Genomic DNA, 15,887 nt, shown 5'->3' with positions numbered 1-15,887 from the left:
GTCAACTAAGCTTGTTCTTTTAACCAACGTGCCACTTGCTTAGCAAAGTAAGTTAATATGCCATCGGCACCGGCACGTTTAAATGCTAATAAACCTTCCATGACACAGGGTTTTTCTGCTAACCAACCATTTTGAATGGCAGCCATATGCATGGCATACTCGCCACTAACTTGGTAAGCATAAGTAGGGACTTGAAAGTTATCTTTCACACGGCGAACAATATCTAAATATGGCATTCCTGGCTTAACCATGACCATATCAGCACCCTCATGAATATCTTGTGCGATTTCATGCAAGGCTTCATTACTGTTGGCTGGATCCATTTGATAAGAGTATTTATTACCACCTTTAATATTACCTGCTGAGCCGACCGCATCGCGAAATGGACCATAGTAATTCGATGCATATTTTGCTGAATATGCCAATATTTTAGTATTAACAAAATTATGCTTTTCTAACTCTTCTCGAATCGCACCAACACGGCCATCCATCATATCTGATGGTGCTACAACGTCAGCTCCTGCTTGTGCATGAGATAAGGCTTGCTTAACCAAAATATCTTTGGTTACTTCGTTTAATACATAACCTTCTTCATCAATAATGCCGTCTTGACCATGGGTAGTAAAAGGATCTAATGCAACATCAGTAATAACACCTAACGATGGAAACTTAGCTTTGATTGCTCTGACAGTACGTTGCGCCAAACCATCAGGATTATAAGCTTCTTCTGCCATTAAAGACTTACCTTCAGCTGGTGTTACTGGAAAAATAGCAATGGCAGGAATACCTAAGTCCACTAACTCCTGACATTCTGCTAATAGTAAATCAATACTTTTACGCTCAACGCCTGGCATAGACTCTATAATTTCGCGCTGATTTTCACCTTCTAAAACAAACACAGGATAAATAAGATCATTAACACTAAGCTGGTGCTCAGACATTAAGCGACGAGAAAAATCATCACTGCGCATACGGCGCAAGCGACGAGCAGGGTATTGACCAAAACTATTATTCATTTTCATTTCCTACCATAATTTAAATTTCGTTTAACAAGCCCACTTGGACTTGATTTCGACCAGCTTGCTTAGCTTTATAAAGCGCGCTATCTGCGCTTGAAAACATAATTTCCGGTGTCACAGATTTCTCTTGCTGATAGGTTGTAACACCACAACTAACCGTTAAGTTAATAATACCTTCATTAGTTAAAACGCCTTGCTCTCTTACGCTTTGACAGACCTCATGTGCAAGAGCTAAAGCGCCTTTACCATCTGTTTCGGGTAGTATCAAACAAAATTCTTCACCACCATAACGACAACCGATGTCGGTACTGCGTCGCAATAAAGATTTAATAATATTAGCGGTTTCAACAATACATTTATCACCGACTAAGTGACCATGATTATCATTCACTTGCTTGAAATGATCTATGTCCACCAAAACAATACTTAGCGGTGTTAAATTACGTCGGCTACGTCTAAATTCCGCCAATAATTTTTGATCGTAATATCGGCGATTATAAAGCCCTGATAATTCATCAACCGTGCTTTTTTCTTTTAGCTCTTGATTAACTGTTTCTAACTCTTGTAATGCAATATTGAGCTCTAATGTTCTTTCCTGCACTCGACTTTCGAGTAGCTCTTGCCCTTCCTGTTGCACCGCAAACAATTTTTTCTGTGCAATTTCAGATGCTTTAGCACTAGATACAACTTGCTGTTTTGCTAATTTTACGTCTTGCAAATGGCTGTAATAACGTCGTCCCATAATATAGGTGACCATAATAGCCATAACCCAAAACGCTAGCATATCGATACAATTAATAGCTTGTACATCAACACCTACAAAGTGCAAAATATAGGCAATAAGATTAAAGCTTAATTGCACTAACAGCATTACTGAGTAGGTTAACGACAAATGACTTTGTTGTTCAGGTAAATTTCGAGCAATGTAAAGTAATGGCAGTAAACCTAAGCTTGTCAGTACTTGTGTTAATAAAGCTATGTCCAACTGAGTTAGAAAATAGCTTAATGGTATTGAAAGAAAAATAATAATCGCTAGGCGTTTCAACCACAGAAAGTAGTAATAATTATGCTTTTTCAATGCAAATAAATTAGCGGTAAACGCCATCAATACCATTATAGAAAGCGCTGAAAATAGCGTATGTTCAATTTTTAATAAATGCGCATTTGCCGTAAACAGCGCTACAAAAGAAATACCACCATCAGCAAGCACCCATAATGACTTCACTGAAAAGTATAATGCTAAAATAGCCATGCTGTAACTTCGTAAAGCTCGTGCCCAGGCAAAGCACATTAACGCAAGAATTAAACTACTACCGATAAAACTATGCTGAAGATGGACATGCATAGCCGCTGGAAAAAATGTTGTCTCACTCGCTATAGCAGTCATTGTCGTCATTTGAGAATAAACCGGTAAAGACATTAGAAACGTAATAGCAAAAATAATAAAAAAATAGCGGCTAGGCATGTTAACTACTTATATTAAAAACATTTTCGCTATTGCGACGTGTCTGAACAATCAGCTCTTGCTCACTACATCCTTTTAACTCCGCCAGCATAGCAACCACATACGGTAAATAACTTGGCTCATTTCTGCTACTTTTGGGCTTAGGACGAATGGTTCTAGGCGTTAAGTAGGGTGCGTCAGTTTCAATCATCAATTGCTCTAACGGAATTAAAGGCACAATATCTCGTAAAGACTGTCCGCGTCGCTCATCACAAACCCATCCCGTAATACCAATATACATACCAGCATCTAAACACTGCTCTAATTCAACCTTAGTACCGGTAAAACAATGAGCAATGCAAGCAGGGACCTGACCAATATAAGGTTTCAAAATATTAAACCAAGGCGTAAATGCGTCGCGCTGATGTAAAAATAGCGGTAGCCCTAAATGCTGTGCAAGTTCAACTTGCTCTGCAAAAACACGCTGTTGATTTTCTGGTGAGGAGAAATTTCGATTAAAATCTAAACCACATTCACCTATTGCCTTAACGCACTCGTTCTGTGCTAGGTCTTTTAGGGTTTCAATATAATGTGGCGGAACATGATCAGCATCATGCGGATGAACACCGGCAGTAGCATATAAAAACTTAGGATACTGCTGACAAAGTGATACGGCTTTTTTACTCTCGGTGATATTAGTGCCTGTTACTAACATAGCACTAATATCCGCTAATTGAGCACGCTCGATTACCGCTGACCGGTCTTTGTCAAAGCGTGTATTGGTTAAATTAACACCAACATCAATCAAAAGAGAGTCTACTCAAATATTTTATTTAACACGTTTTACACGTATTTTTCGATTAGAATTCGAATCATTTTTCTTTAAATAAATAGCGTCAAGCACACCTTTTTTCAAAAGCACGCTTTCACCTGCTTTAACTTTAAAATAGCTGTCATCGGTTTGTTTCCATTGTTGGCCATTTTTAAAAGTAAAACGCCATTTACCATGTTGATCTTTTTTTACTTTATCAACTGTAAATACAACTTGTAAGTCTTCTTCACTTACATTCTTATTATTCAAATGCTCAGCACCAAAACTCGCTTCTTTACTTAACACCGAAGAAGAAGACGGTACTGATGGTTTTTTAGACTCTTTGCTCACAATTACTGTTTGCTTCTTACTAACGGATGGCAAAGATGCTGTTTTTACTAAATCATCGTAACAAACCAAGCGCGCTAAGCTGTCTTGAACTTGTGCACATTGAGCTAATTGTGTGGTCAGAGTATCCGCACATACAGAGAGTGTCGTTAACCCAGCACAGGCTAACGAGATGAAGGTAATTTTTTTCATTATTTTTCTTCCTTAGGTTCAGGTTCTTCTTCACGATGATATAAAGAAGCAATAATAACCCCTGCCTCAAAGAGCAGCAGCATAGGCACAGCTAACATCGTTTGTGAAATAATATCTGGAGGTGTTAATAGCATGCCCATAACAAAAGCGCCAACAACAATATATGGACGTTTAGCACGTAAACTATCCGGACTTGTCATGCCAGTCCAACACATTAAGATTATTGCTATTGGAATTTCAAAAGCCATGCCAAAAGCAAAGAATAGCTTTAAGACAAAATCTAAATAGCTACTTATATCTGTCGCAATGGTTACACCGTCGGGTGCAACAGACGAGAAAAAAGCAAAAGCTACCGGAAAAACAATATAATAGGCGAACGCTATACCACCATAAAACAACAAGGTGCTACCAAACATTAACGGCGCAATTAAACGTTTTTCATTCTGATATAACCCGGGGGCAATAAATGACCAAAGTTGATACAAAATGTACGGCATTGCTACAAAAATAGCTAATACAATCGTCAACTTAAATGGCGTAAAAAATGGTGAAGCCACATCTGTCGCTATCATTTGTGTGCCGGTAGGCATTACTTCTAATAATGGCTGTGCAACGTACTGATAGATATCTTGAGCAAAGTAGATCATGCAACAAAACACCACCAATACACCTAATACAGCATGTAGAAGTCGAGTTCGTAATTCTAGTAAATGATCAAATAACGTGTAGTTTTGCTTAGCGCCTGAACTCATTTATCCTGCTTATCAATTATTTTATCGTGAGAGGGCTCAGTTTCTTCAAAAGAACTGTCTTTTTTTTCAGCTGTTTGATACGGCTTATTCACCATATCGGCAGCTTCTTGCAGCGACTTAACTGACGCTGCCACCTCTGGTGAAAGGTTTTTCATACCCGACTGTTCTGCTTTCTTTAAATTAGCATGTAACTCTTGGATACGAAGCTCTTCAGAAAGTTCATTCTTCACGCCATCACTAAAGCTTCGGATACTGCTCATCCAACCACGAACTGTTCGAATTGCCACGGGTAATCGCTCAGGCCCAAGTACCACTAGCCCAATAATCGCGATTAATAATAATTCCCAAAAGCCAATATCAAACATTAGGCTTGATCTTTCTCTTTTTCAGAGACTTTATTTTGCTCAGCTGACTTATCCGCTATGCTCTCAGCATCTGTTGTTTCTTCTTTTTTGGCTGTTTCATCTGTTACGGCATTCTTAAACCCTTTAACTGCTGAGCCCAAATCAGAGCCCAAATTACGCAATTTCTTAGTACCAAATAACAACACAACAATCACTGCAATAATTAATAATTGCCAAATACTTATACCGCCCATAAAAAACCCCTATAATTTAATTGAATTCATTATAAAGTTTATAGAAAAAAAATCATCAACTGATATGCTAAATAATGAGGTAAAACAAATTTTGATAAAAATGTATTGTAAAAAACTGTGTTACAGGCTGTTTGGCCTAGTTTTATTTTACTTTGCATTTGCAACATCAGTACTTGCAGAACAAAGCCCAAAAGCAAGTGTAACTGCTGAAGAAAAAGATGATCACTGGATGCAAGGATTGCATGAAACAGTTTCTAATTCTGTTTATCAATCAGCGCAATGGTTTGATAGTTTTTTTATTGCAAATGATAGCGAACAGCAATCACCAACCACAACGGCTAAAATTCGTTTTGCCTGGTTGCCAAAAAGTCGTGATTGGAATGACATTGAAACACGGTTTCGCGTACGCGTTAAATTACCTCATTTTCAAAATAAAGCGAGCATAGTGCTTTCAGATGAAACTGATGATGAACTGATTAATCTACCATTAGAGTCAGCCAATGCGAACCCACAAGCTGAAGATGAAAAGTTTTCTTTAGCGCTCAATTACACTGAGAAAAAAAATAGAAAAAAGTTAATGAATTATCGCTTAGGTATTTCAGGCGGAGATATTTTTGTTAGAGCAAAGCATAAACGTAACTTTGAATTTGGTGAGCAACAAGGCTTTTTAATAGAACCTTCACTGTATTATTATTTAGATGACGGACTCGGCGCAAAGCTACTGCTTGAGTATGACTATCAAATCGATAAAAGCTCTCAGTTTCGCATAAATTACAGCATTCGAGGCTCTGCTGCTTTTAGCGGAATCCGTTGGAAACACGGCATATACAAGCTACACCAAATTAACGAAACCACAGCGTCTGTAATAAGTTTGCAAGTAGAAGGAGAGCGCAATGGTGCTCGTGGTTTTGTTATTGATAATTATACTTTAGGTTATCGATACCGATTTAACGCATTACGAGACTGGTTGTTTTTCGAGGTAGAGCCTTTTTTAGAGTTTCCTGAGCAAGAAAACTACACTACAACCCCGGGTATTGCCTTAAGAGTTGAAGGTTTTTTCCATAAAGGCTAAATACTTAAACGTATAAAATGCGATTAGGCGCGATACATCTCAATCACATTATCTTCAACTTTTTCTTTAGATATCTTCCCAGGGCGACTAATGTGATAGCCTTGACCATATTCACAACCGACCGTTTGCAACTTTTGCAGCATTTCTTCTGATTCGATACCTTCAGCAACCAAACGATAGCCAAAATTAGTACCTAATTCATGTAATGCCTTAACTAAAGAAAGGTTCTTCTCATTATGATTCAATGTGCGAACAAAACTACGGTCAAGTTTAATAAATTCAAAGGGGTAATTATGCAAAAAGTTAAATGATGATAGTCCTGCACCGTAATCATCTAATGCTAATTTAACACCAAACTCTTTTAATTTTCGTAAACCTTTTAATGCTAATTCAGTATGACGAGCAAACGCCGACTCATTAAACTCAAGAATAAGACGCTCTGGCTCTATAGTGTTTACATTAATTAATTCAATAAGTTTTGCTAGTTGATTGGCTTGTGTTAAATGTCGACCCGATAAATTTACACCAATATAGGCATGTTGATATTCACTAGATTGCTTCCACAATTTTAACTGTAAGCATACTTCTTCAATCACCCAAGTTTCAATTTCTAAAATCATACCCGTTTCTTCTGCCATAAACAGAAACTCGCTTGGTGTTAGTAACCCCTTAGTTGGGTGTTGCCAGCGTAGTAAAACTTCAAAACCTAGAGTGTTGGTTAATGATAAGTCTGAAATTTGCTGATAATGTAACTCAAATTGTTTACTTTTAATTGCTTGCCTTAATTCTTGTTCTAAGGTCATACTAGCAATAAGTTGTTCTCGCATACTGTCATCAAAAAAGACATAGCGCCCCCTTCCTAAGCTCTTCGCTTGGTACATAGCCGCATCAGCATCGCGAAGAATTTCATTGGAGTTTTTATAACTAACACGACTTTGCGCAATTCCTATACTGGCATTTGAGTATAGCGTATGCCCCTCTAATTCGAAGGGTTGCTCGATAGAATTGATAATTCGAGAGGCGATTTCTTCAACATCTTCGAGTGATTGCAAAGAGTCCAATAGCACAACAAACTCATCACCACCTAAACGAGCAAGAATATCATTGTCACGCACACATTCACGTAAGCGTTGAGAAATTTCAATTAAGAATTGGTCTCCAGCATGATGTCCTAGCGTGTCATTAATCATTTTAAAGCGATCTAAATCTATAAATAAAACAGCAAATCTATGGTTTGGGTGACGCTTTAAGTGCCTAATTGAATAAGTTAAGCGATCTGAAAACATCGCCCTATTAGGTAACTGAGTTAAAGCATCATGGTGTGCTTCATGGTACAAACGAGCTTCAGCTTTTCGACGCTCTTCAATTTGCATGCGTAAATTAAGGTTGGTTGCTTGCAATTCTTGAGTACGTTTATTAATAACTTGCTCAAGTGCTTCATTACTCCGCAAAGCTTGTTGTTGTGTTTTATGTCGTAATATGGCTACTGATATATGATGGCTGACAAAGCGCATCAATTCTAAATCTTTGCTCTGATAGGCTTTATCATCTTGATAATGCTGTATCGCTATGACACCAAATATATCCCCCTGATCCGATAAAGGCGCTGCTAACCAAGATTTAGGTAATTCATTTTCAGGGTAATTCAAATTAAAAGCGCGCTGAGTAATCTCGCCCTGAGAGGCTAGCGTATAAACAATTCTATCCGTTAATAACACAGGCTTTGCAGTACTAATTGCCAGCTCAGATAAGCCATTACTTAACTTCCTAGTTTTCGGTGGCGCCAGCTTCTCATCACAATAATATGGAAATTCTAATTCGGTTTTATCTTCTGAAAGTAAAGCGATATAAAAATTATTCGCAGCGAGTAACTTTTTAACTTCTTGATGTAAAACTTGATAAAAGTGATCTATTGATTGCGTTTTCGCTGTTAACTCAGAAATATTTAATAAAACCTGATGAGTTTTAACGGCTTGTTGTCGTTCAACAATTTCTCGCTGTAACTGTTGATTAGTTTCCGTGAGCTTTAATGTACGTTGTCGAATACTTGACTCCAAAAGCTCTCTACTTCGCACACGATCAATGGCTGTTACTAAGTGTTCGGCAATAAACTCCAATATTTGACAGTCACGTTCTGAAAAATATAATTTTTCGTCATAGCTTTGCAAAGCTATAACACCAATGACTTGCTGACCCCGCAGCAAAGGTACACCTAACCAATCAACACATACTGAACCGTATAATACGATTTCATCAGCTTTAGCCAGCGCCATTCGCTCTTTGGCAGAACAATGTAAAGGTTGTTGTCGTTGTAAAACTAAACCGGTAAGACTTTTTCGCCAATTTGCTAAGTCAACATGTTCACGTAACCGCATTTCAACTGGGTTATGGCAATAACTTAGTTGTAATTCGTCGTCAGCATTTAATAAGGCGATATGAAAGCTATCAGTGACCATTAAGGTTTTAATCACTGATTCAAGAGCGTGATAAAACGCATCCATGTCGGTTACCGTGCTGGCCAATTCTGACAGCTGCAATAAACCTGACTGCATGGTTTTAAGTTGTCGATATTTTTTTAATAACGACTTTAACTTTGGAAGTTGGCGTATCGCGTGGATATTATCCTTCGCCCTCGGCTCCATTACGGAAATTCCATCTATTATTAGTATTATTTTTGTACGTTTAGTCTAACAAATTAAAATTTTTTGGCTAGACCTGAGTTGTAATTATTCTGTGTGATTGATCACAAATGCCCATTTAACCGTAATTAATTGCATACAAAATAAAAAACGGTGGCTACACCACCGTTTTCATTTCACAAAAAATATTACTAAAAATTGTATGTGGTACTAACAAACATAGTTCGGCCAACAACATCATATATACTTGGTACTGTTCCCATGTCATTTCCGCCAAGCACTGCTTCTGGCTCAGTGTCAAAAGCATTTTTCACGCCACCGTTAACAATCCATTGATCGTTAATATGATATGACGCCGATACATTATGATAAACCACATTATCTGTTGAGAATTTATCTCCGTAATACTCGCCATCCATCCCCTGAATATACTGAGCACTGTACAACACGGTGAAATCTTCAGTGACAAAACCCTGAACAGAAAGATTTGATTTTATTTCAGAATAACCACCGATATTACCGTCAATAGTACCAGTATATTCTGTACCATCTTGTTCAAACTCAATTAGGTAAGTGGTATCTAAAGTCACTTTAAATAACTCATGACTAAAGCTGATATTCCAATCAATCCCGGAGGTTTTTTGTGAGCCGATATTGGTTAATGCTGATGTCATCTGAGATAAATCACCATCTGCAGTGACATTAATGGCTTCACACGACGCTTGCATACCGTCAAAACAGGCATTTAGTTCTTTTTGTACATCAACACGGCTAATGGCATTGGTGATATCAAATTTCCAGTAATCTAACGTTGTTGATAAACCATCAGTGACTTCCCAAACCGCACCTAAAGTGAATGACTCACTTTCTTCTGGCTGCAAGCTTTCATCACTTGTGTAATTAACTTTAATTTGTTCGTCTTGTTCATTACCCCACGGGTCAGTTAAGTAATCGAACGAGCCGCTATTACCGCCGTATAATTCACTAACATTTGGCGCCCTAAAACCGGTTGCAGCAACTGAACGCATCATAAAAGAATCACTAAAGCGATAGGTTGCCCCTAACTTCCAAGTCAATTCACCACCAAAGGTAGAGTATTCATCGTAACGAGTTGCGGCTTCAACTGTTAACTCATCTGTAACCGGTACTGATACCTCACCATAAACTGACTGCACCGAATAGTCACCATCTGTTGGGTCTTGTTGAGCTGCAGTACTTTCACCAGCCTGTGTTACTTCATCCGGCGTGTAATAACCACTTTCATGACGAGTTTCAAACCCTACCGCATAACCAATATCACTTTCTGTTACGCCACTATAGCCAGCTGCTAACGTAAATTGTTCATTGCCACCTTCGTTGTTCTCGGTATAAATAATTCCTTGAGATAGCAGAGTGTCTCGTTCAATCGGGTCACCACTAAACCATAATGATTGATCCTGATAAATACTTTTCTCCATATTACCAGCATGAATTGAATTCTGTACGCGATCTTTTGAATCATTACGGCCATAAGTTGCTGAAACTTCCCAAATTGCATCATTTTCTAGGTAGCCTTTTAGGCCAATAGAGGCACGATAAGTATCAGTTTCTTGTTCAAAAATGCGCGGGCCAGCATCTGTCATGCGACGACGGTATTCTAGTTCTTTCAACTCAGGAATAAGCGTATCACCTAGTTCTATACAAGAGTCAGGATCAGCATCCATTGATTGACATACTGCTAGATCAATACTGGCAGGTTGTGGTGCCATTTGCTGATTTGACTCACGACGGGTGTACATAAAATCGACATTTAATTCCGTATCTGAGTCTAACTCTGTGTTATAGGCCGTAAAAAAACTTAATAGCTCATTGGGTGTTTGCGCATAGCTATCGTCAGTGTAGTCGTACGAAGTCTCTCGGTCTTTAAAGCCACCTTCACCATCGGGTACTTTACCGCCAAGTGAGCCTTCAGGAATAAATGAAGACTGCCCTGGTTTAACAAAATCACGATCTGATTGAATAATTTCACCACGGTCAGAATATTGTAAACCAATGACCAAGTTACCATCAGCTAACTCTAAACCGTGTAAAATACTGATACCTTTACTGGTACCATCACCTTTATCTGTTTGGCTGCCATCAACGGTTAATTCGGTGCCAACAAAATCTTTTTTGGTGATGATATTCACCACACCAGCTATCGCATCTGAGCCGTAAACGGCTGAGGCACCATCTTTTAATATTTCTATATTTTTGATCATGGCAACAGGAATAGTATTTAAATCTACTGCCGAATCTGCGCCGGTACCTGACGACACCATTCGACGGCCATTTAGCAATACTAATGTACGTTGTGCCCCCATACCACGCAGGTTAACGGTCGCTGAGCCGCCAGAGCCATTGTTAGTCGTTGCACCTAAGTTCATACCAGCGGCGGTAGGTTGCGCAGACAAAATTTCTTCTACTGAGTTATAACCACTTTGGGCAATAAATTCTGATGAAATAACTGTCACAGGGCTCGCTGTTTCAACATCGGTGCGATTAATACGCGAACCAGTCACTTCAATTCGTTCAACACTTGTTGCTGTTTCTTCAGCGGCAGTGGCTAGGTTGGTAACAGCTATCGAGCTCGCTGCACTCGCTAGCACAGCAACACGAATCGCGTCACTTAGGGTTTTCTTTGAATACATCTAATTCTCCAACATCATTTACTATTTTTTTATTGGCTTGTTATCGCCTAAATTCATCTTGCGATAAAAGTTCACTGAGGTTTGTTATTTAATGTTGGAGAGTTGTATTAGCTGGCACGACTATGTTAATTCAGGTTAAATCGTTACATTTAGTCAACAGGTACTACCAATTCAGTAGAATTTATTAGTGAAAAAAAGGCATAAAAAAACCGGCAAAAGCCGGTTTTCATTTAACGATTACTTACTTTACAAAGTTAAGCTGCCATTGCGCCTTTAAGCTTAGCTAAAGCATTTTTTTCTAGCTGGCGAACTCGCTCTGCTGAAATATCATACTTATTAGCAAGCTCTTGCAACGTTGATTTATCATCAGCTAACCAACGAGTACGAATAATATCTTGGCTACGCTCATCAAGACTAACTAATGCGTTACTTAATCTTTGATTGGCATGCTGTTCCCAGTTTTGATCTTCAACTTCTGTGGCCAAATCTGATTGTTTGTCTTCTAGGTATTGTGCAGGAGAATAACTACCAGCACCAACACTATCATCATCATCGTTTGATAATTCAAAAGCTTGGTCTTGGTTACTCATACGAGATTCCATTTCAAGTACATCTTTAGTACTTACACCTAGCGTTTCAGCAACGTTACTTACTTCATCATTACTAAACCAACCTAAACGCTTTTTATTCTTTCTTAGGTTAAAAAATAATTTACGCTGAGCTTTCGTTGTTGCAACCTTAACGATACGCCAGTTTTTCAAAACAAATTCATGAATTTCAGCTTTAATCCAATGCACTGCGAAAGACACTAAGCGTACACCAACTTCAGGATTAAAACGCTTAACCGCCTTCATTAGGCCGACATTACCTTCTTGCACTAAGTCAGCCTGCGGTAAGCCATAGCCAGCATACCCTTTAGCAACATGAATAACAAAGCGAAGGTGCGACATAATAAGCTCTTGTGCCGCTTGTAAATCGTTTTCAGTGTATAAACGAGTCGCTAACTCATGCTCCCTTTCAGCAGTCAGCATAGGGATGCTGTACGCCGATTGCACGTATGCTTCAATGCTGCCACTTTGTGGAACTATTAGTGCCATCGATTGCATTGTATCACTCATTTAATCATAACCTCTTTATCTAACCTAGCTCGCGATTATAACATAAATTTTGCCATTACCGCGACTTAATACGCCAACATTAGCCTAGAAGACAGGGGGAAACAATAGTCTCTTTCGAATTTTCTATTAAAATTTTGTTAAACTTTGTCACTGAAGGGGAAATCGATAGTAATAACAAGGTGATATTAAGATCATAAAAGATCCTAACACGATAATTAATTTAATCCGCAGTAGGTTCAATCGCGCGAATATGCTGATAAACAGAAATATAACTGCCCAATAAACCTAAACTAACAGCAACTATTTGCAAAAACATAAATTCATAGAATGACAGGCCAGACAGAACAAACTGGCTTTGATACAAATCAGTCAGGTTCGTTAAAGCTCCTGAAAGATAACTTGCTAAAAGAGCAACACAAATACTGGCAATTAAACCACCAAGCACACCATACCAAACACCAGCATATAGAAAAGGGCGTTGAATAAAGCTGTCAGTTGCGCCAACCAATTTCATTACAGCAATGGCATCTTTTTGATTCAATATCGCCAAGCGAATAGTGTTACCAATAATTAATACCACAGATAAACACAACAATAATGCGATACCAATGACCATATCTTCAATTAATGCCGCCATTGCTTCTAACCGAGTAAGCCATTCAAGATCAAGTTTACCTTGCTCAACCTCTCGTTCTTTTTCTAATTTAACTAGTAACTCACGCGCAGCTTGCACTTGACTAAATCGCTTAGTTGGCGTCACTAATACTGTTGCAGGTAAAGGGTTATCATCTAAATATTCTAAGGCCTGACCAAAACCTGAAATAAGTTTAAACTCTCGAAGCGCCTGTTCTGCTGAAATATAAACAACCTGGTCGACTTCAGGATAAAGTTGTACACGCTGAACAAAATTTTGTGCGGCTTTATCTGTTGTAGATAGTTTTAAAAATAAAGTGATTTCAGACGCAGAGTCCCATTGCTCAGTCACTGTTTGGGTATTTTTAACAAATAAGTGTAAAGTAGCGGGTAAGGTTAAACTAATACCTAGTACCAACACTGTCATTATCGACGTAAATGGGGTTCGCCATAAATCGCCAATACTCCCTATAGCTTGTTGCATATGTCGAATAACGTAAGCGGTTATGCGGCCGGTCCATCCAAGTTGGTGATGTCCTTGTTGCCTTTGATTAATGCTCATTAGCGTTAATCCCATCAGCTTGCAAACCATCAACAATACCGTCAGTAATCATATGGCCTTGCCTTAACGTTAAGGTACGATATTTCATACGAGCAATAAGCCCTAAGTCATGTGTCGCGATCAAAACACTGACGCCCATATCATTAAACTCTTCAAACAAACGAATAATATCTAACGACAGTTTAGGATCTAAATTACCGGTTGGTTCATCAGCTAATAAGATTGGCGGCTTATTAACAATAGCTCTAGCGATACCAACTCGTTGTTGTTCACCACCAGAGAGCATATAGGGGTAGCACTTTAGCTTACTTGATAAGTGCACTTTATCGAGCGCAGCCTCAACTCTTTTTCGCGTTTCCTTGTGGCTATAGCCTTCAATAACCAGTGGCAATGCAACATTATCAAATACTGTCCGATCCATCAGTAAATTATGATTTTGAAAAATCATCCCTATACCGCGGCGAACATAAGGTATTTGTTGATATTTTATTGATGACAACTCAGTACCATTAATTTCAATACTGCCAGCACTTGGCTTTTCCATCATACTCATCAATTTGAGTAAAGTACTTTTGCCTGCGCCAGAATGACCGGTTAAAAACGCCATTTCTCCTGAAGCAATTGCAAAGCTCACTTGCTTCAGTGCTAAAAACCCGCCGGGGTAGGTTTTACTTACGTTATTAAATCGGATCATTACAGCTCTTATTTATTATTATTTAACCGGTAATCGCCAATTAGCTTTCTTCAGTAAATAGCGCGTCAATAAAGTCATCGCCATTAAATGGACGTAAATCATCAATGCCTTCACCAACACCTAAATATCGAATTGGGATAGCATGTTTATCAGCGACAGCGAAAACCACACCGCCTTTAGCGGTACCATCTAACTTTGTTAATGTTAACCCCGTTAAACCAACAGCTTCATCAAATAGCTTAGTTTGGCTTAAAGCATTTTGCCCTGTACCCGCATCTATCGTCAACATCACTTCGTGTGGGGCATTAACATCTAACTTCTTCATTACCCGCACCACTTTTTTCAATTCTTCCATTAAGTGGCCTTTATTTTGAAGACGTCCAGCGGTATCGGCAATCAGTACATCTACACCTCGTGCTTTGGCAGCACTAATGGCATCAAATATAACCGAAGCGCTATCTGCGCCAGTATGCTGAGCAACAACAGGAATATCATTTCGCTCACCCCAAACTTGCAATTGTTCTACCGCTGCAGCACGGAAAGTATCACCTGCCGCTAGCATCACAGATTTACCGTCAGCTTGGAATTGTTTAGCCAATTTACCTATGGTTGTTGTTTTACCAACGCCATTAACACCAACCATTAAAATAACATATGGACCATTTTCAGATTTAACCACAAGCGGCTGGCTAACTGGCTCAATCACCTTTTTCAATTCAGCTTTCAATAAGCCATATAAGGCTTCAGCATCTTGTAATTGTTTACGAGAGGCTGACTCAGTTAAGGTATCAATAATTTTTGTTGTTGTTTCAACACCAACATCAGCTAATAACAAATGAGTTTCTAATTCCTCAAATAACTCATCATCAATTTTCTTACCACGGAATAAACTGAAAAGCCCACCGCCTAAGTTTTGCCGTGTTTTTGTTAAACCTTGCTTTAAGCGCGCGAAAAAGCCAACTTTTGGCTCTGGCTCTGGCTCTGGCTCTGGCTCTGGCTCTGGCTCTGGCTCTGGCTCTGGCTCTGGCTCTGGCTCTGGCTCTGGCTCTGGCTCTGGCTCTGGCTCTGGCTCTGGCTCTGCAAGAGTTTGCACCACTGATGATTCTTCACAAGTATTATCTTCTGAAGTAGCGGTTAATCCTGCTGTTGAATCCAATTCAGCGGCAACTGAATTTTCATTAACACCATTATCACTTTCGATATTCTGTGTTTTTTCTTCTGCTGGCTCGACGGCTGCAGCCTGTTCTTTTTTCCCTAGACCTAACCAGGAAAACATACCTTTTTTCTTCGACATAAATGTATACAGCGCTAAATTAATGAATAACTGAGAGGCTAA

Annotated in this window: 14 protein-coding genes; 1 reads left to right on the top strand and 13 read right to left on the bottom strand. The window is 38.9% G+C overall.

Annotated features, from left to right (window positions below; genetic code table 11):
- Positions 1-5: 5 nt before the first annotated feature.
- The 7 genes from hemB to tatA are packed head-to-tail and all read right to left on the bottom strand — an operon-like array spanning position 6 to position 5,164.
- A complete protein-coding gene (gene hemB / locus AC27HL_RS00605) occupies positions 6-1,016 on the bottom strand; it encodes a porphobilinogen synthase (protein ID WP_487078187.1) in 1,011 nt (336 codons plus the stop codon).
- Positions 1,017-1,035: 19 nt separating this feature from the next.
- Entirely contained in the window at positions 1,036-2,484 is a 1,449-nt protein-coding gene (locus tag AC27HL_RS00600) for a sensor domain-containing diguanylate cyclase (protein ID WP_487078185.1), read from the bottom strand.
- A gap of 1 nt (position 2,485) precedes the next feature.
- Entirely contained in the window at positions 2,486-3,271 is a 786-nt protein-coding gene (locus AC27HL_RS00595) for a TatD family hydrolase (RefSeq protein WP_487078183.1), read from the bottom strand.
- Between the two features lie 21 nt (positions 3,272-3,292).
- Entirely contained in the window at positions 3,293-3,814 is a 522-nt protein-coding gene (locus AC27HL_RS00590) for a hypothetical protein (protein WP_487078181.1), read from the bottom strand.
- Positions 3,814-4,566 carry a twin-arginine translocase subunit TatC gene (tatC, locus tag AC27HL_RS00585; protein WP_487078179.1) on the bottom strand — a complete coding sequence of 251 codons (753 nt, stop codon included), beginning with the start codon at positions 4,564-4,566 and terminating at the stop codon, positions 3,814-3,816. Before tatC ends, AC27HL_RS00590 begins: the two co-directional genes overlap by 1 nt.
- Positions 4,563-4,931, bottom strand: coding sequence for a Sec-independent protein translocase protein TatB (gene tatB, locus AC27HL_RS00580; protein ID WP_487078177.1), 369 nt, complete (start codon positions 4,929-4,931; stop codon positions 4,563-4,565). Before tatB ends, tatC begins: the two co-directional genes overlap by 4 nt.
- Positions 4,931-5,164, bottom strand: coding sequence for a Sec-independent protein translocase subunit TatA (gene tatA, locus AC27HL_RS00575; RefSeq protein WP_487078175.1), 234 nt, complete (start codon positions 5,162-5,164; stop codon positions 4,931-4,933). Before tatA ends, tatB begins: the two co-directional genes overlap by 1 nt.
- A gap of 91 nt (positions 5,165-5,255) precedes the next feature.
- Between tatA and AC27HL_RS00570 the strand changes: the two genes are divergently transcribed.
- Entirely contained in the window at positions 5,256-6,236 is a 981-nt protein-coding gene (locus AC27HL_RS00570) for a hypothetical protein (protein WP_487078173.1), read from the top strand.
- 23 nt (positions 6,237-6,259) lie between these two features.
- Here the strand turns inward: AC27HL_RS00570 and AC27HL_RS00565 are convergent, their stop codons facing one another.
- From AC27HL_RS00565 to ftsY, 6 genes are all read right to left on the bottom strand, one after another.
- Entirely contained in the window at positions 6,260-8,878 is a 2,619-nt protein-coding gene (locus AC27HL_RS00565; RefSeq protein WP_487078171.1) for an EAL domain-containing protein, read from the bottom strand.
- 188 nt (positions 8,879-9,066) lie between these two features.
- On the bottom strand, positions 9,067-11,544 hold the full coding sequence (locus AC27HL_RS00560) for a TonB-dependent receptor plug domain-containing protein (RefSeq protein ID WP_487078169.1): 2,478 nt from the start codon (positions 11,542-11,544) through the stop codon (positions 9,067-9,069).
- Between the two features lie 254 nt (positions 11,545-11,798).
- Positions 11,799-12,662, bottom strand: coding sequence for an RNA polymerase sigma factor RpoH (gene rpoH, locus AC27HL_RS00555; RefSeq protein ID WP_487078167.1), 864 nt, complete (start codon positions 12,660-12,662; stop codon positions 11,799-11,801).
- Between the two features lie 220 nt (positions 12,663-12,882).
- On the bottom strand, positions 12,883-13,857 hold the full coding sequence (ftsX, locus tag AC27HL_RS00550) for a permease-like cell division protein FtsX (RefSeq protein ID WP_487078165.1): 975 nt from the start codon (positions 13,855-13,857) through the stop codon (positions 12,883-12,885).
- Positions 13,847-14,551, bottom strand: coding sequence for a cell division ATP-binding protein FtsE (gene ftsE / locus AC27HL_RS00545; RefSeq protein ID WP_487078164.1), 705 nt, complete (start codon positions 14,549-14,551; stop codon positions 13,847-13,849). The genes ftsX and ftsE overlap by 11 nt, the downstream gene beginning before the upstream one ends.
- 40 nt (positions 14,552-14,591) lie before the next feature.
- Entirely contained in the window at positions 14,592-15,845 is a 1,254-nt protein-coding gene (gene ftsY / locus AC27HL_RS00540; protein ID WP_487078163.1) for a signal recognition particle-docking protein FtsY, read from the bottom strand.
- Positions 15,846-15,887 lie beyond the last annotated feature (42 nt).

The sequence above is a fragment of the Colwellia aquaemaris genome (assembly GCF_057548755.1).
The sequence above is the reverse complement of the archived record's forward strand: the minus strand, read 5'-3'. Positions and strand labels throughout refer to the sequence as shown.